Source organism: Acidocella facilis ATCC 35904 (assembly GCF_000687875.1).
Lineage (GTDB): Bacteria > Pseudomonadota > Alphaproteobacteria > Acetobacterales > Acetobacteraceae > Acidocella > Acidocella facilis.
The window spans coordinates 210,923-227,737 of sequence record NZ_JHYG01000007.1 but is presented as its reverse complement, the minus strand read 5'-3'; the positions used below and the strand labels follow the sequence as shown (position 1 = coordinate 227,737).

Annotated in this window: 15 protein-coding genes; 11 read left to right on the top strand and 4 right to left on the bottom strand. The window is 65.8% G+C overall.

Annotation, left to right across the window (positions count from 1 at the left end; genetic code table 11):
• Positions 1–88 precede the first annotated feature (88 nt).
• On the bottom strand, positions 89–1,222 hold the full coding sequence (locus tag T331_RS0111475) for a M20 metallopeptidase family protein (RefSeq protein WP_026440109.1): 1,134 nt from the start codon (positions 1,220–1,222) through the stop codon (positions 89–91).
• A gap of 82 nt (positions 1,223–1,304) precedes the next feature.
• Positions 1,305–2,012, bottom strand: a complete 708-nt coding sequence (gene ubiG / locus T331_RS0111470) for a bifunctional 2-polyprenyl-6-hydroxyphenol methylase/3-demethylubiquinol 3-O-methyltransferase UbiG (RefSeq protein ID WP_008492674.1) — start codon at positions 2,010–2,012, stop codon at positions 1,305–1,307.
• Between the two features lie 75 nt (positions 2,013–2,087).
• Between ubiG and T331_RS0111465 the strand changes: the two genes are divergently transcribed.
• From T331_RS0111465 to T331_RS19950, 9 genes are all read left to right on the top strand, one after another.
• Positions 2,088–3,302 carry an aspartate kinase gene (locus T331_RS0111465; RefSeq protein WP_008492673.1) on the top strand — a complete coding sequence of 405 codons (1,215 nt, stop codon included), beginning with the start codon at positions 2,088–2,090 and terminating at the stop codon, positions 3,300–3,302.
• Positions 3,303–3,304: 2 nt separating this feature from the next.
• Entirely contained in the window at positions 3,305–4,342 is a 1,038-nt protein-coding gene (locus T331_RS0111460) for an NAD(P)H-dependent flavin oxidoreductase (RefSeq protein ID WP_051622336.1), read from the top strand.
• Positions 4,326–6,602, top strand: coding sequence for a putative PEP-binding protein (locus T331_RS0111455; RefSeq protein WP_026440107.1), 2,277 nt, complete (start codon positions 4,326–4,328; stop codon positions 6,600–6,602). Before T331_RS0111460 ends, T331_RS0111455 begins: the two co-directional genes overlap by 17 nt.
• Before the next feature lie 45 nt (positions 6,603–6,647).
• Complete coding sequence (locus T331_RS20555) at positions 6,648–7,718, top strand: helix-turn-helix domain-containing protein (RefSeq protein ID WP_026440106.1); 1,071 nt, start codon at positions 6,648–6,650, stop codon at positions 7,716–7,718.
• A 10-nt stretch (positions 7,719–7,728) separates the two neighbouring features.
• The gene (gene ispG, locus T331_RS0111445; RefSeq protein WP_026440105.1) at positions 7,729–8,853 is read left to right on the top strand and encodes a flavodoxin-dependent (E)-4-hydroxy-3-methylbut-2-enyl-diphosphate synthase; all 1,125 of its coding nucleotides are present in this window, start codon (positions 7,729–7,731) and stop codon (positions 8,851–8,853) included.
• Between the two features lie 66 nt (positions 8,854–8,919).
• Complete coding sequence (hisS, locus tag T331_RS0111440) at positions 8,920–10,149, top strand: histidine--tRNA ligase (protein ID WP_026440104.1); 1,230 nt, start codon at positions 8,920–8,922, stop codon at positions 10,147–10,149.
• Positions 10,146–11,207: a peptide chain release factor 1 gene (prfA, locus tag T331_RS0111435; protein ID WP_008492665.1), complete on the top strand. Its 1,062-nt coding sequence runs from the start codon at positions 10,146–10,148 to the stop codon at positions 11,205–11,207. Before hisS ends, prfA begins: the two co-directional genes overlap by 4 nt.
• Positions 11,208–11,214: 7 nt before the next feature.
• Entirely contained in the window at positions 11,215–12,039 is an 825-nt protein-coding gene (prmC, locus tag T331_RS0111430) for a peptide chain release factor N(5)-glutamine methyltransferase (protein WP_026440103.1), read from the top strand.
• A gap of 164 nt (positions 12,040–12,203) precedes the next feature.
• Entirely contained in the window at positions 12,204–13,061 is an 858-nt protein-coding gene (locus T331_RS19950) for a DUF4167 domain-containing protein (protein WP_244876943.1), read from the top strand.
• A 75-nt stretch (positions 13,062–13,136) separates the two neighbouring features.
• Here the strand turns inward: T331_RS19950 and infC are convergent, their stop codons facing one another.
• Both infC and T331_RS0111415 read right to left on the bottom strand, forming a co-directional pair.
• Entirely contained in the window at positions 13,137–13,676 is a 540-nt protein-coding gene (gene infC / locus T331_RS0111420; RefSeq protein ID WP_026440102.1) for a translation initiation factor IF-3, read from the bottom strand.
• 135 nt (positions 13,677–13,811) lie between these two features.
• On the bottom strand, positions 13,812–14,768 hold the full coding sequence (locus T331_RS0111415) for a glycosyltransferase family 2 protein (RefSeq protein WP_026440101.1): 957 nt from the start codon (positions 14,766–14,768) through the stop codon (positions 13,812–13,814).
• 40 nt (positions 14,769–14,808) lie between these two features.
• Between T331_RS0111415 and T331_RS0111410 the strand changes: the two genes are divergently transcribed.
• Both T331_RS0111410 and T331_RS18165 read left to right on the top strand, forming a co-directional pair.
• Entirely contained in the window at positions 14,809–15,384 is a 576-nt protein-coding gene (locus tag T331_RS0111410; RefSeq protein WP_244876942.1) for a GNAT family N-acetyltransferase, read from the top strand.
• 117 nt (positions 15,385–15,501) lie between these two features.
• Entirely contained in the window at positions 15,502–16,782 is a 1,281-nt protein-coding gene (locus tag T331_RS18165; RefSeq protein WP_051622332.1) for a carbohydrate porin, read from the top strand.
• The last annotated feature ends 33 nt before the right edge of the window (positions 16,783–16,815 follow it).

Sequence of the window (16,815 nt, the reverse complement as noted above, 5' to 3'; positions counted from 1 at the left end):
TTCGGGGTGTGGGCGACGTCGTCGTCACCGCCCCAACGTTCTTCGCCGCTTTTTTGAAAAAAAGCGGCACCAAAAAACTTTTATAACATTACCTCAAAGCCGCTTTCGCCGTGCTCGCCAAAAGCTTCGCCGCCAACGGCAAGATCTCGTCGTTATAATCATAGGTCGGGCTGTGCAGGCCGGAGCTGGGGCCGTTGCCGACCCAGGCATAGGCGCCCGGCACATCCACCAGGAAACGGCCGAAATCCTCCGCCCCCATCGTCGGTTCCATGTCGCGGCGCACCCGTAGCCCGGCCTCGGCAGCGGCCTGGGCCATCAACTCCGCCTGCTCAGGCACATTCCCGGTCGGCGACAGCTCCTCGCCCAGCCACACATCCGCCTCCAGCCCCAGCGCCGTCGCCACGCCCTTCGCCGTCTCCGTCAGGCGGCGCTTCAGCAGCTCCATGCTCTCGGTGGTATAAGCGCGGATGGTGCCCTCCATCGAAGCCCTTTCCGGCACCTGGTTGCGGGCCTCCCCGGCCTTCAACATGCAGGTGGAAATCACCCCGGACTGGATCGGCGGCAGATTGCGCGCGACGATGCTGTTCACCGCCACGATCAACTGCGCGATGCCCTGCACCGGGTCGATGCAAAGATGCGGCATCCCGGCATGGCCGGCCTTGCCCTTCATCGTCACCACGAAATTCACCGCCCCGGCCATCACCGACTCCGGATGCACCATCACCGTCCCGGCTTCCAGCCCCGGCCAGTTATGGTAGCCGAAAATGCGCTCCATCGGGAAACGCTGGAACAGCCCGTCCTCGACCATCGCGTGCGCGCCCTTATAGCCTTCCTCGGCCGGCTGAAACACCAGATGGATCTGCCCGGACCAGTCCGGATCGTCCTTCAACAGCATCGCCGCCCCCAGCAGCGAGGTCGTGTGGCCGTCATGCCCGCAGGCATGCATCACCCCCGGCCTGGTCGAGGCGTAGGGCTTGCCGGTGGCCTCGGGGATCGGCAGCGCATCCATATCGGCGCGCAACCCCACCGAGCGGTTGGAATTGCCGCGCTTCAGGCTGGCCACCACCCCATGCCCGCCAATGCCGGCCTCGTAGGGAATCCCCAGCTCATCCAGCCGGGCGCAGACGAAGGCGGCCGTCTCGCGCTCCTGGCGGGAGAGTTCCGGATGGGTGTGAAGATGATGCCGCCATGCGGTCAGTGTGGTCGCGAAATCATCCGGCATAGCGCACTCCTCAACGCAGCAATTTCACAGCTCAGGCAACAACTTCAAGCAAAAGCTGTACCAGCCCCTTATATGGTGTCTCCTACGCCGCCACCGCCATGGCGATGTAGTTGACCGAGAGATCCCGGCTCACCGTAAACCCGGCCTGGCGCGGGGAATAGCTCAAGCCCGCCGTGTCGGTCAGGCGCAGCCCCGCCTGGCGGCAGAGCCGCCCCAGCTCCTCGGGCTTGATGAACATCTTCCAGTCATGCGTGCCCACCGGCAGCAGCCGCAGCACATATTCCGCCCCGAATTTCGCCACCGCATAGCTTTGCGGGGTACGGTTGAGGGTGGAGAGGAACAAAACGCCGCCCGGCGCCAGCAAGGCGCGCAGGCTTTTCAGGAATTCCAGCGGATCGGCGACATGCTCGATGATCTCCAGCGCGGTGACCACCGGGAAGCTCGCCCCCTCCGCCGCCAGCCCCTCGGCGGTGCCATGGCGGTAAGTGATGTTCAGCCCCTGCCCCTGCGCATGGCCCCGCGCCACGTCGATCACCTCCGCCCCGGCATCCAGCCCGGTCACCGCGAATCCGTCCTTGGCGAGGGCTTCGGCCAGCAACCCGGCGCCGCAGCCGACATCGAGAATCGAGACCCCCTCGCCTTTCGCCCGCCTGACGCGCTGCGCCACCCAGCCGGCGCGCACCGGATTGAGCATATGCAAGGGCCGCATCGGCCCCCGCGCGTCCCACCAACGCGCCGCCAACGCGTCGAACCGGGCGATTTCTTCCGCAATCACTGACCCCTGGCTCATTGCCCTATCCTTACTCCGCCGCTATGTGACGCCCCGGCCCGAATTCCACAAGGTTCCAGTTCTCAAGGTTTGTCCATGGCGCGCATCGTGATGAAATTTGGCGGCACCTCCGTCGCCGACCTCGACCGGATCAAGAATGTCGCCAAGCGCGTCAAGGCCGAGGCTGATAAAGGCAACGAGGTCGCGGTGGTGGTCTCCGCCATGTCCGGCGTCACCAACCAGCTGGTCGGCTATTGCCAGTCCCTCTCGCCGCTGTTCGATGCGCGCGAGTATGACGCGGTGGTCGCCACCGGCGAGAACGTCACCGCCGGGCTGCTCGCCATCGCGCTGCAGGAGCTGGGGCAGGAAGCCCGCTCCTGGCAGGGCTGGCAGGTGGCGGTGGAAACCAATGGCGAGCACGGCAAGGCCCGCATCGAGAGCATCGATGGCGAGGAGCTGATCTCGCGCATGCAGCAGGGCCAGATCCCGGTGCTGGCCGGCTTCCAGGGCATTGGCCCGGATAACCGCATCACCACTTTGGGCCGCGGCGGCTCGGACACTTCGGCCGTGGCGCTTGCCGCCGCGCTGAAGGCGGACCAATGTGATATCTATACGGACGTTGACGGGATCTACACCACCGATCCCCGCATCGTGCCGAATGCCAAGAAACTGCATAAGATCACCTACGAGGAAATGCTGGAGCTCGCCTCGGTCGGTGCGAAAGTGTTGCAGACCCGCTCGGTCGAGCTGGCGATGAAAGAGCGCGTGCGCGTGCAGGTGCTCTCCAGCTTCGCTGACAAGCCGGGCTCCATGGTTGTTGATGAGGAAGAGGTCGTGGAAAAGGAAATCGTTGCCGGCATCGCCTATTCGCGGGACGACGCCAAAATCACGGTGCGCCGCGTGCCGGACCGCCCGGGTGTCGCCGCCGCCGTGTTCGTGCCGCTGTCGGATGCGGCCATTAATGTCGACATGATCGTGCAGAATGTCGCCGCCGACGGCACCACGGACATGACCTTCACCGTCGGCAAGACCGACATGGCCCGCGCCTTGCTGGTGCTGGAGCAGGCCAAGGCCGAGATCGGCTATGCCGAGATCAACTCGGACCCGAATGTCGCCAAGCTCTCGGTCGTTGGCGTGGGCATGCGCAGCCATGCCGGTGTCGCCGGCACGATGTTCAAGACGCTGGCGGCGCGCGGCATCAATATCCAGGCGATCACCACCTCCGAGATCAAGGTCTCGGTGCTGGTCGCGGCCGAATATACCGAACTGGCGGTGCGCGCCTTGCACACCGCCTATGGGCTCGATGGCTGAGCATGGCTGAGCTGGACCAGACTGCCGCAAACGACACGCTGGACGCCCTGCAGCAGCGGGGTGCCGCCTTCCTTGGCACACGCCACGCCATTCTCGGCGGGGCGATGAGCTGGGTGTCCGAGCGGCATCTGGTCTCCGCCATCTCCAATGCCGGCGGCTTCGGCGTCATCGCCTGCGGCGCGATGCCCCCGGCTTTGCTGGAAAAAGAGATCGAGGCGACCAAGGCGCTGACCGACAAGCCCTTCGGCGTCAATCTGATCACCATGCACCCGCAGCTCGATGAGCTGGTGCAGGTCTGCATCCGCCAGCAGGTCGGGCATGTGGTGTTCGCCGGCGGCATCCCCTCGGGCGCGCATATCAAGGCGGCGAAGGATGGCGGCGCCAAGGTCGTCGCCTTCGCCCCGGCTTTGGTGCTGGCCAAGCGCCTGGTCAAATTCGGCGCCGACGCGCTGGTGATCGAGGGCTCGGAAGCCGGCGGCCATATTGGCCCGGTCTCGCTCACCGTGCTGGCGCAGGAGATCCTGCCGCATATCACCGACGTACCGGTCTTCGTCGCCGGCGGCATCGGCCGGGGCGAGGCGATGCTGGGCTATCTGGAGATGGGCGCGGCCGGCGTGCAGCTCGGCACCCGCTTCGCCGCCGCCAGCGAGAGCATCGCCCACGAAAATTTCAAAAAAGCCTTCATCCGCGCCGCCGCCCGCGACGCGCTGCCCAGCGTGCAGCTGGATGAGCGCTTCCCGGTGATCCCCGTGCGCGGGCTGATCAATGAGGGCACCAAGCGCTTCATGCGTCACCAGGCGGAGGTGGTGCAAAAATTCCAGTCCGGCGAACTGGACAAAGCCGCCGCGCAACTGGAAATTGAGCATTTCTGGGCCGGCGCGCTGCGCCGCGCGGTGATTGACGGCGATGTGGAGACTGGTTCTGTGATGGCGGGGCAATCTGTGGGCATGGTGACATCGGTGCAGCCGGTGGCCGAGATCATTGCGGCGTTGCGGGCCCAGGCCCTCGCCGCCTTGGTGGCGCGTGGCACAGGAGCATAATCCTCCTTCCACGCCGGCCACGCGCCGGCGCAAAAAGCCGAAATTCGGCGATACCAGGCAGCTTTTTGCCGCGCTGCGGGAGAATCTCGCCACCGGCACCGCCTCGCTGGCGGATTTCGCCAAGCTGGTGGCGGAGGGTCTGGTGGCCGATGCCACCGTCATTTACGTCACCCGCCCGGGCGAGATCCTCGAACTCGCCGCCACCCATGGGCTGAATGTCTCCGCCGTCGGGCGCACCAAATTGCGGGTGGGCGAAGGCATTGTCGGCCTCGCCGCCGCCTCCGGCGACGTGCAGAACCTGCCCGACGTGCAGAACCATCCCCGCTATGTCTACCGCGCCGAAACCGGCGAGGAGAACATGGCCTCGATGCTCGCGGTGCCGGTGAAGCGCGCCGGGCGCACGCTGGGCGTGATCGCGGTGATGTCCCGCGAGGTGCGCGCCTATGCGCCCGTGGAGGTCGAATCGCTGGCCACGGTGGCGATGCTGCTGGCCGAGATCCTGGCCCGCGCCGGCGCCGCCGATATCGGCCAGGAAGGCTTCTCGGATTCCCTGCCCCGCCGCTATGCCGGGCATGTGCTCTCCACCGGCATCGCCCGGGGCGCGGTGCTGGCCTATGGCGCCGCCGCCCCCATCGCCAAGCTGCTCACCGAGGACCCGGAGGCCGAGCTGGCCCGGCTCGATATCGCGGTGGAAGAGGCGAATAAATCCCTCGACGGGCTGATCAGCGCCAACATGCCCGGCGGCAACGCCTCGCGCGATGTGCTGGATGCCTACCGGATGGTGGCGCAGAGCTCCGGCTGGCTGGCCCAGGTCCGCGCCGCGATCAATGACGGCCTCACCGCCGAAACCGCTGTCGACAAGATCGCCCGGCAGCTGCGCGAGCGCATGCGCCGCATCGCCGACCCCTATCTGCGCGAGCGCCTCGCCGATATCGAGGACATGATCAACCGGCTGATGGTAGCGCTTGGCGGCATGGCGCCGAAGCCCGAGCGCGCGGATGGGATGATCCTGATCGTCCGCCGCCTCGGCCCGGCGGATCTGCTGGACTGGCACACGCGCGGCATCGCCGGCATCGCCATCGAGGAGGCCAGCGCCTCCGGCCACGCTGCCATCCTCGCCCGCGCCCTCTCCATCCCCACGCTGCAGGTGGATCGCGGCGCGGTGGAAGCCGCGGTCGAGGGCGACCAGGCGCTGCTGGACGCCGAGGACGGCACGCTGGTGCTGCGCCCGGAACCGGAGGTGATCCAGGTCTATGACCGTGCCATGGCCGCCCGCGACGAGCGCGCCGCCACCCTGGCCAGCTACCGGGACGTCCCCGCCATCACCAAAGACGGCACCGAGCTGAAGCTGATGATGAATGTCGGGCTGGCGCTGGAGCTGGACCAGCTGGACAAGACCGGCGCCGACGGCATCGGCCTCTACCGCACCGAAATCGCCGCCCTGGCCGCCGGCGGCATCCCGGATGTGGCCGGCCAGGCGGCCGAATATGGCAAGGTGATGGACCGCGCCAAGGGTCGCCCGGTGCAATTCCGCACGCTGGATCTGGGCGCGGACAAGCTGCTGCCCGGCGAGACCGCGCAGACCGAGGAAAACCCCGCCATGGGCTGGCGCTCCTTGCGCATCGGGCTGGACCGCCCGGCCATCCTGCGCCGCCAGCTGCGCGCTTTGCTGCTGGGCGCGCAAGGCCGGCCGCTGCGGGTGATGTTCCCGATGGTCGCCACCGTGGAGGAATTCCGCGCCGCGCGCGACCTGCTGGAGGCCGAGGCCGGGCGCATCCGCCCCGCGCCGGAGACGCTGGACGCAGGCACCATGCTGGAAGTCCCCTCGCTGCTCTTTCAGCTCCCCGGCCTGCTCGCCGAGGCGGATTTCATCTCGGTCGGCACCAACGACCTGATGCAGTTCCTCTTCGCCGCCGACCGCGGCACGCCGGAGCTGGCGGACCGCTACGACACACTTTCCGCCCCGGTGCTCGAGATGCTGGAAAAGCTGGTGACACTCTGCCAGGAGGCCGGCGTGCCGCTCTCCATCTGCGGCGAGGCCGCCGGCCGGCCACTGGATGCGCTGGCCTTCGCGGCGTTGGGGATCACCACGCTGTCGATGTCCGGTAGCTCGATCCTGAAGGTGAAATCCGTGCTGGTGCAGGCGGACCTCAACGCGCTGCGCCCGGTGCTGCGGGAATTGCGCCGCGCCGGGGCCGCCGGCGGGAGCATTCGCGAGCCGCTGGCGGTGTGGGCGCGAGAACATAATCTCGCAATTTGAGGGATATCCGATTCCGGGTTAAAAGACATGGATATGCCAGACCATATGACCGGACCCGACACCATGGAGCCTGAAGCCACCTATTCCGGCGCGCGCGTCGGTGCGGGCCTGCGCGAAGTGCGCGAGCGGCTGGGCTGGCAATTGCCGGATGTGGCCGAGGGCCTGCGCATCCGCCCGGAATTTCTGGTGGCGATCGAGGCGGGGGATCTCTCCTCCTTGCCCGGCACCGCCTATCGCACCGGCTTCGTGCGCACCTATGCCCAGGCTTTGGGGCTGGATGGCGAGGAGATCCTGCGCCGCTTCCGCGATGCCGGGCAGCTCGGCCAGGCGGAGAAAGCGGAAATCCAGTTCCTCGCCCCGGTGCCGGATCGCGGCGTGCCGAAAGGCGCGATCGTGCTGATCGGCATCGTGCTGGTCGTCGCCGGCTACGGGCTCTGGTATCGCCATACCGAGCAGCAGCGCCAGCTGGACCAGAGCGTCACCCATGTCCCGGCCGAGCTGCAGCCGCTGGCGACGCCTCCGAAAGTCACCCCGCCGCCGGCCACGGCGCCGGTTGCGAGCCCCCCAGGCCCGGCCACGCCCTCCCAGCCGGCAGCCAGCACCAGGCCGACCAATGCCCCCGCCGCGCCGTCCAGCCCGGCGGCGCAGGCTCCGGCCGGGCAGGCCCCCGCCGGGCAGGCTCCCGCTGGGCAAGCCCCGGCGGAACAGAGCGTAACGGCCCCGTCCAGCCCGGCGGCCAGCGCATCCGCCCCCGCCACGACCGCCCCCACCGCGACCACCCCGGCCAATGGCGCGGCACCCACCGCCGCGACCCAGGGCACCGAGATCACCGCCACCCAGGATGCCTGGGTGCAGGTCACCGATCCGGCCGGCAACATATTGTTCAGCAAAGTCCTGCACCCCGGCGAAAGCTGGCCGGTGCCGGACATGCCCGGCCTGAAAATGACCACCGGCAATGCCGGCGGCACCCTGCTCACCACCAACGGCCAGGCCGGCCAGCCGCTCGGCGCCCCGGGTGTGGTGCTGCATGGCTACCAGCTGACCCCGCCCGCTTCGGGCAGCGCATCCGCCCCGGCCTCCGCCGGGACCAGCCCCGCTTCCAGCGCGGCCCAATAGAGGAACCCTCATGAACTACCGCGAATATCAGCAGATCGACCGCCGCAAATCCCGGCAGATCAGCGTCGGCAATGTGAAGGTGGGCGGCGATGCGCCGATTTCGGTGCAGACCATGACCAACACCCTCACCCATGATGTCGAGGCCACCGTCGCGCAGATTTTGCGCGCCGAGAAGGCCGGCGTGGACATTGTCCGCGTCTCCTGCCCGGATGAGGAAAGCTCGGCGGCGCTCAAGCACATCGTCAAGCGGGTGAATGTGCCGATCGTCGCCGACATTCATTTCCACTATAAGCGCGGCATCGAGGCCGCCCAGAATGGCGCTGCCTGCCTGCGCATCAATCCGGGCAATATCGGCTCGCCGGAGCGGGTGAAGGAGGTCATCAAGGCCGCCCGCGACCATGGCTGCTCGATGCGCATCGGTGTGAATGCCGGCTCGCTGGAGAAGCATCTGCTGGAGAAATACGGCGAGCCCAACCCGGACGCGCTGGTCGAATCCGCCCTGGAACACGCCAAGATCCTGCAGGATCATGATTTCCACGAATTCAAGATCTCGGTGAAGGCCTCGGACGTGTTCATGGCCGTCGCCGCCTATCAGCAGCTGGCCGAGCAATGCGACCACCCGCTGCATATCGGCATCACCGAAGCCGGCGGCAAACGCGCCGGCACGGTGAAATCCTCCATCGGTCTGGGCTCGCTGCTCTGGGCCGGCATTGGCGATACCATGCGCGTCTCGCTCTCCGCCGAACCGGAGGAAGAGGTGCTGGTGGGCTGGGACATTCTGAAATCGCTGGGCATTCGCCATCGCGGCGTGCGCGTCATCTCCTGCCCCTCCTGCGCGCGTCAGGGCTTCAACGTCATCAAGACCGTCGAGACGCTGGAAGAGCGCCTGGCCCATATCGAAACCCCGATCACCCTCTCGATCATCGGCTGCGTGGTCAATGGCCCCGGTGAGGCGCTGATGACCGATCTCGGCCTGACCGGCGGCGGCGGTGGCCGGCACATGGTCTATGCCAACGGCAAGACCGACCATACCGTCTCCGACGAGGCGATGGTCGAGCATCTGGTCGAGCTGGTGGAAAAGAAGGCCGAGCAGATCGAGGCCGCGAAGAAGGCCGCGCTGATCCCGGCTGAATAGCAGCGAAACTTGCGAGTTTGAGACCGCCGGGGTGCAGCACCCCGGCGTTTTGTATTTGATGGATGGATGAAGATGGCGACTCTTTTGCAGCCGGTGCGCGGCACCAAGGATCTGATCGGCGAGGATGCGGCGCGGCATTTCCATGTCATCGAAACCGCCAGGCGCGTCACCCGGCTGTTCGGCTTCTCCGAATGGCAGACGCCGATCTTCGAGGATACCAAAGTGTTTTCCCGCACGCTGGGCGAAACCTCGGATGTCGTCACCAAGGAAATGTATACGTTCGAGGATCGCGGTGGTGATTCCGTAACATTGCGCCCGGAAGGCACGGCGGGCATCTGCCGCGCCTTGATCACCGGCGGCCTCACCCAGACATTGCCGCAGAAAGTCTTTTATGCCGGGCCGATGTTTCGCTATGAGCGCCCGCAGAAGGGCCGCTACCGGCAATTCCACCAGATCGGCATCGAGCTGCTGGGTGCGGCCTCGCCGCTCGCCGATGCGGAAGTCATCGCCGCCGGCTGGCGGATTCTGAACGAGCTGGGTGTGGCGAAAGATGTTGTGCTCAACATCAACACGCTGGGGGATGCCGCCAGCCGGGAGGCCTACCGCGCCGCTTTGGTCGCGCATTTCTCCGCGCATGCGGACAAGCTCTCTGAAGACAGCAAGCTGCGCCTGGAGAAAAACCCGCTGCGCATCCTGGATTCCAAGGATGAAGGCGACAAGGCGCTGGTTGAAAACGCCCCGCTGATCTACGACCATCTCACCGAAGAGGCTGCAAATTTCTATAACGGCCTGAAATCCAGCCTCGCCGCCTTCGGCGTGCCGTTCGCGGAAAATCCGCGCATCGTCCGCGGGCTGGATTATTACAACCACACCGCCTTCGAATTCGTCACCACCGCTTTGGGCGCGCAAGGCACGGTGATGGCCGGCGGGCGTTATGATGGCCTCGTCGAGCAGATGGGCGGCCCCAACGTGCCGGGCATCGGCTGGGGCGCGGGCATCGAGCGCCTCTCGATGCTGATCGAGCCCCCGCAAGCCGCCGCGCAACCGGTCATCATCATCCCGATGGGCGGCGAGTCCGAAGCCCCGGCCTTGGACATTCTCAACACATTGCGCGCGGCCAACATCGCCGCCGAGATCGGCTATTCCGGCAATGCCAAAAAGCGCCTGGAGCGCGCCAATAAATCCGGCGCGGCTTACGCGGTGCTGGTCGGCGCCGAGATCAAGCTGAAAAACCTCACCGACGGCAGCCAGGACGACGTCGCCCCCGCCACCCTGATCGAGCGCCTGCGCGGATGAGCGACGCGCTGGACAGCAAGCTCGACCGCATCCTGGCCCGCGCCGAGGAGCTGCGCTTCATGCTCTCTGGCACGCTGGCCGGCGAGGAATTCGTGAAAGCCTCCAAGGAGCTGGCGGAACTCGGGCCCGTCGAGGAACAGGTGCTCGCCTTGCGCGAGGCCGAAAAGCAGCGGCGCGAGGCAGAGGCCCTGCTCGCCGACCCGGATATGAAAGAGCTGGCCGAGGCCGAGCTGCACACACTGAAAGCCCAGATCCCCGAGCTGGAAATGGCGGTGCGCCTGGCCCTGCTGCCGAAGGATGAGGCCGATGCCCGCTCCGGCATCCTGGAAATCCGCCCCGCCGCCGGCGGCGACGAGGCCGGGCTGTTCGCCGCCGAGCTGTTTTCCGCCTACCAGAAATACGCGGCCTCCCAGGGCTGGCGCTTCGAGGTGCTGGAATATGATGAAAACGAGCTGGGCGGCGTGAAAGGCGCGATGGCCGAAATTACCGGCAAATCCGTCTTCGCCCGGCTGAAATTCGAATCCGGCGTGCACCGCGTGCAGCGCGTGCCGACCACGGAAACCCAAGGCCGCATCCACACCTCCACCATCACCGTCGCGGTGATGCCGGAAGCCGAGGAGGTGGATGTCGATATCAACGAGGCAGATCTGCGCATCGATGTCTATCGCGCCTCCGGTGCCGGTGGCCAGCACGTGAATAAAACCGAATCCGCCGTGCGCATCACCCACATCCCCACCGGCACCGTGGTGGCGATGCAGGAGGAGCGCAGCCAGCACAAGAACCGCGCCAAGGCGATGAAAATCCTGCGCTCGCGCATCTATGAGCAGCAGCGCGCCGCGCTCAGCGCCACCCGTGCGGCCGACCGCAAGGGCCAGGTCGGCACCGGGGACCGCTCCGAGCGCATCCGCACCTACAACTTTCCGCAAGGCCGCGTCACCGACCATCGCATCAACCTCACTTTGCATAAAATCGACCGGGTGATGCTGGGCGAGTTCGATGACATCATCGAGGCGCTGATCGCCGAGGACCAGGCGGCAAGGCTGGCCGCCCAAGAGTGAAAACTGAATGATCCCCACCGCCCAGGCCCTGGCCGAAATCACCGAGGCCTTGCGCCAGGCCGGGCTGGAGGCGCCCCGCCGCGAGGCCCGGGCGTTGCTCGCCGGCTGCCTGGGCACCAATTCCGCCGGGCTGCTGGCGCGCGACGCGGTCGACCCGGCCGCCTATCAGGCCGCCCTCGCCCGCCGCGCCGCGCGTGAGCCGCTGGCCTATATCACCGGCCATAAGGAATTCTGGGGGCTGGATTTCCTCACCACCCCCGCCACCCTCATTCCCCGCCCGGACACCGAAACGCTGATCGAGGCGGTGCTCGCCTCCGGCCAGCGCCCGGCGCGCATTCTGGATCTGGGCACCGGCACGGGCTGCCTGCTGCTGTCCGCCTTGCATGAGCTGCCGGAGGCCTTCGGTGTCGGGGTCGACCTCAACCCGAACGCCGCCACCCTCGCCCGCGCCAACGCTCAGCGCCTGGGTCTGGCGGCGCGCAGCGCCTTTCTCGCCGGCAGCTGGGCCGATGCGATTTCGCAGCGCTTCGATCTGGTGCTCTCCAACCCGCCTTATATCGAAACCGGGGATCTGGCCGGGCTGATGCCGGATGTGCGCGCCTATGAGCCCGCCACCGCCCTGGATGGCGGCGCCGATGGCCTCATCGCCTATCGCGCCATCATCGCCGATCTGCCCCGCCTGCTCACCCAAGATGGGCAGGCGGTGCTTGAACTTGGCATCGGCCAGGCGCATATGGTGGAGGAGTTGGCACGCCAGGCCGGTTTCGAGACCGTGCTGCGCCGCGATATTTCCGGCATAGAGCGCGCCATCAGCCTCAAATTCTGCAAATAAGCGATTGGCAGAATGAATTTTTACCGCTAAGCACGGGCGGCGCGGGCTGTTTTGTCCACGAGTCGCCGGGCATGAAACCGGCGCCAAAAAGGGCGTTGCATGTATATGCCGCACCGCGCAAGCCAGCAGACGAGGATAGACACGAGCCGATGAATATGAAGCGCATGCGTGGACGCAACCACCGTTCCGGTGGCGGCGGCGGCGGCGGGTTTCGCAACCAGCAGAATGGTATTCCGCTCAACCGTAATCATGTGTTCGACAGCTCCGGCCCGGAAATGCGGGTGCGCGGCACCGCTCAGCAGCTTTATGACAAATATACGCAGCTGGCCCGCGATGCCGCCTCCTCCGCCGACCGGGTGTTGAGCGAGGGATATTACCAGCACGCCGAGCATTATTTCCGTATCGTCAGCGCCATCAACGCCGCCCAGGGCCTGCCGCCCCCGGGCCAGGGCGGGCAGCAGAATAATGGCGAGCCGCGCTATCAGAACGGCAATCAAAGCGAGTATCAGGGCGAGGGCGAAGGCCAGGCCCCGCGTGAATACCGCAATGAGCCGCGCGAGCCCCGTGAAAACCGGGACAATCGCGAGCCGCGGGAATTCCGGGATAATCGCGAAAATCGTGATAACCGGGACAATCGTGATAACCGCCAGGAGCGCCGCTTCGAGCCGCGCAACCGTCCGGATTTCCAGCCCCGCGACAACCGCCAGGAAAATCGCCACGAAAACCGCCAGGACCGCCCCGAGCGCCCCTATCGCCCGGCCGCGCCGATCGCTGATACGCCGATCGATATCAGCTCCGCCCTGGAAGCTGAACTGCGCGCCGCCCAGCAGGAGCCAGCCGGCATCGGCGCGCAGCCCGAGGTGAGGCAGGAGCAGCCGGAGCCGCGCGCGATTCCCATCGTCGCCGATGCCCCGCCCGCCAACGCCCCGGAACTCACCTTGACCGAGCCTGAGGCCAAACCGGCGCCGAAGCGCCGTGGCCGCCCGCCGCGCGCCAAAGCCACCGAACCGGCGGCGGAATAATCTCCGCCGCCTCAATTCCCAAATAAAAAGCCCGGCACAAGCCGGGCTTTTTTCATGAAGTGACGGCAGGCGCTTTTATTTCGGCGCCAGCACCATCACCATCTGGCGCATTTCCAGCTTCGGCATCTGCTCGACCTTGGTTTCCACCTCCATGTCGCCACGGATGCGCTCCAGCACTTTCACGCCCAGCTCCTGGTGGGCCATCTCGCGGCCGCGGAAGCGCAGAGTGACCTTCACCTTGTCGCCTTCGCCGATGAAACGCTTCATCGCGTTCAGCTTCACCATGTAGTCATTATCGTCGATATTGGGGCGAACCTTCACCTCCTTGATCTCGACGACCTTCTGCTTCTTGCGCGCCTCATTACGCTTCTTCTGCTGTTCATATTTGAACTTGCCGTAATCGAGGATCTTGGCGACGGGCGGCTCCGCGTTCGGGCTGATCTCGACCAGGTCGAGGCCCACGGCGTAAGCACGCGCGATGGCGTCACGGGTGCTGATCACGCCGATCATTTCACCATCCTGGTCGATCAGACGAACCTGCGGGATTCTGATTTCTTCGTTAACCCGGGGGCCCTCGCGTGAGGGAGGGGTGGGTGGCGCTGGCGGTCTGGCTATAGGAAAGTCTCCTGTTTCGATTGCTGGGAACCGGCATAAGCCCAATTTGTGACGAAAAGCAATGCGCTATCGCTCATGGCCGGGGCCTGTATCGCTCAGATAACGCGAAGCGCGCGGATTTCAACGGTTTACTGTTCAGAACAGAAACTCGCGCCGCGCATTCCAGTGCTCCACCAGGGCACGGGCCTCGCGCGACTCATCCAGCAATTTTCCATGCTGGCGGGCCAGCTGCTCGGTCATGTGCAGGAAGGCGGAAAGCGCTTTCAGGCCGGGATCGCTCGGGGTCGTGTAAGAGAGCGGGCCGCCGAGATAGGCCAGGGGCGCCTCGACCGCCCGGGATTTGTCGAATTCCTGCGCGAAGAAGCCGGGATTATGCAGCAGCTCACCTGGCTTGTCGCGCAGCGTCTCATAGGGGGAGATATAATGCTGGGAGAAATAATCATCCTGGCCGCCAGCCGCCAGCGCCTTCATCCGCCCGGCCGCCCATTTCTGCATCGCCTGCCAGGCCGAGCGGCGCGGGTAATGCGCCAGCCAGGTTTCGGGCAAAGGCACCGGCGCCACCTCCTGGCCTTGCAGAAACACACCATGATTCCCCGCCCCCGCCACCAAGCCGGGAATTTTCGCCCGGGCGATGACCTTGATGACATGGCTGGGCGCGGCCATGCGCCAGCGCAGCCGCCAGGGCACCACCAGCTCCGCCGCATCCTCGCCGCCGACCTGGCCGTAATTCACCAGCTCCAGGCACAGCACCGGGGCATCGGCGGGCAGCAGCGTCACCAGCGGCGCGCTGGCCGGTGTGGCCACGAACTCATCCGCATCCAGAAACAGCACCCAATCCGCGCCCAGCACCTGCGACGCCGCCTGATAGCCCCAGCTATTCACCGCGATTTCATCGAAACTCACCGCATGGCTGCGAAACACCCGCAGCGGAAAGCCTTCCTTCAGCAGTTCCTGCAAGATCTCCAGCGTGCGATCCGTGCTGCCATTATCAAGAAACAGCATCTCATCCACATGCGCGGCATGGTGGCGCACGAACGCCTCGACGATATCGTCCTCATTCAATATCCGCGTGAAGGACACGATTTTAGTCACTGTGGCGCTCCGTCTGCGCCAGGATTTATGCGCAAGCGCCGTGCCGGCGTCCAGCCGCCTGCATCGTCTTGGCAAGCTGGGGATTTCAGGTGAAGACACCGCCATGAGCCTGTCCATCCGCCCCGCCGCGCCCGAGGATGCACCCGCCATCTGGGACATCCTCGCCCCCATGCTCGCCGCCGGCGAGACCTACGCCCTGCCGCGCGACTGGTCGCGCGCGCAGGCCCTGGCCTATTGGCTGGCGCCGGAGAAACACTGCTTCGTCGCCGAATATGAAGGCCGGATCGCCGGCACCTATTATCTGAAGGCCAACCAGGCCGGCGGCGGCGCGCATGTCGCCAATTGCGGCTATGTCAGCGCGGGCTGGGCCGGCGGGCGCGGCATCGCCCGGGCCATGTGCGCCCATTCGCTGGAACAGGCCCGCGCCGCCGGGTTTCGCGCCATGCAGTTCAATCTCGTGGTCAGCACCAATCACCGCGCCATACGGCTCTGGGAGCAGATGGGCTTTGCCACCATCGGCCGGCTGCCCGGCGCCTTTCACCACCCCAGCGCAGGCGATGTCGACGCCTTGGTGATGTTCCAGCGCCTCGCCCCTCTTGTCCCGGCGCATAAATAGAAAGTTATAGTATATCATCTTAAATATCCGACGCTTGATAATGATTATCATTTACATTTAAATGAGTGTCATCGAGGACGATGCGGCCTTCCGGCCGGACAACAAAGAGGGGTCATCATGGACGTTTTCACTTCATGGCGCGGGGCCAGCCTGGGCGCGCTGCTCACCGCGCTGGCCGGGCCAGCACTGGCGCAGCAGGCGGACAGCACCGGGCTGCTCGGCAATTGGGGCGGGCTGAAGCCGTCCCTCGCCGCGCATGGCGTCAGCGTCAACATCACCGATTCGGAAAATCTGCTGGGCAACACCACCGGCGGGCTGAAAACCGGCGCCACCATGCAGGGTGTCACCACCATGACCATGGATATCGACACCGCCAAGGCCTTCGGCCTGGCCGGCGGCAGCTTCCATGTCTCCGCCCTGCAGCTGCATGGCCGCCCGCTGAGCCAATATTATCTAGGCGACATCCAGACCGCCAATGGCAATGAGGGCGAAAACGCGTCCCGCCTCTGGGAACTCTGGTACGATCAGCAGATCGGCCCGAAATTCGACGTCAAAATCGGCCAGCAGAGCATCGATAATGAATTCATCGGCAGCACCTATACGGCGCTGTTCGTCAACACCATGGCTGGCTGGCCGGTGGTCCCCTCCGCCGATCTCTATGGCGGTGGCCCGGCCTATCCGCTCTCCTCGCTGGGCGTGCGCGGCCAGTTCAAGCCGAGCGAGCATGTCGCCATCCTGGCCGGCGTCTATGATGACGATCCCGGTGCTGGCGCCTTTACCGCCGACCAGCAGGCGCTGGATCCGCGTGGCGGCCGGTTCTCGCTGAAAAACGGCGCGCTCTGGATCGCCGAGCTGCAATACAGCACCAAGCTGCTCGGCCTGCCCGGCACATATAAACTCGGCGGCTGGTACGATTCCGCCAATTTCGCCGACCCGCTCTACGGCTATAACCATCGCGGCAATTACAGCCTCTATGGCGTGGTCGATCAGACAATCTGGCAGTCGCCCCAGCGCAGCGCGCAAACTTTGAACGTCTTCGGCCGCATCATGGGCGCGCCGTCCGACCGCAACCTGGTCGATTTCGGCTTCAATGGCGGCCTCACCCTCACCGCCCCGCTGCCCGGCCGCGACAATGACCAGGCCGGCATTGATTTCGGCGTGGCGCATGTTTCCTCGCGCGCCGCCGATGCGGATATCGCCGCCGGCGCCAGCCGCCGCCCCGGCACCGAGACGCTGATCGAGGCCACCTACCAGGCCCAGGCCACACCCTGGCTCGTGCTGCAGCCGGACATTCAGTACGTGATCAACCCGGCCGGCGGCATCGACAATGCGAACAACCCCGCCAAGAGGCTCGGCAATGAGCTGGTGGTGGGGCTGCGCGGCATCGTGACGTTCTGAAAGTAAGATGTGGGGACTTTTTGAAAAAAGTCC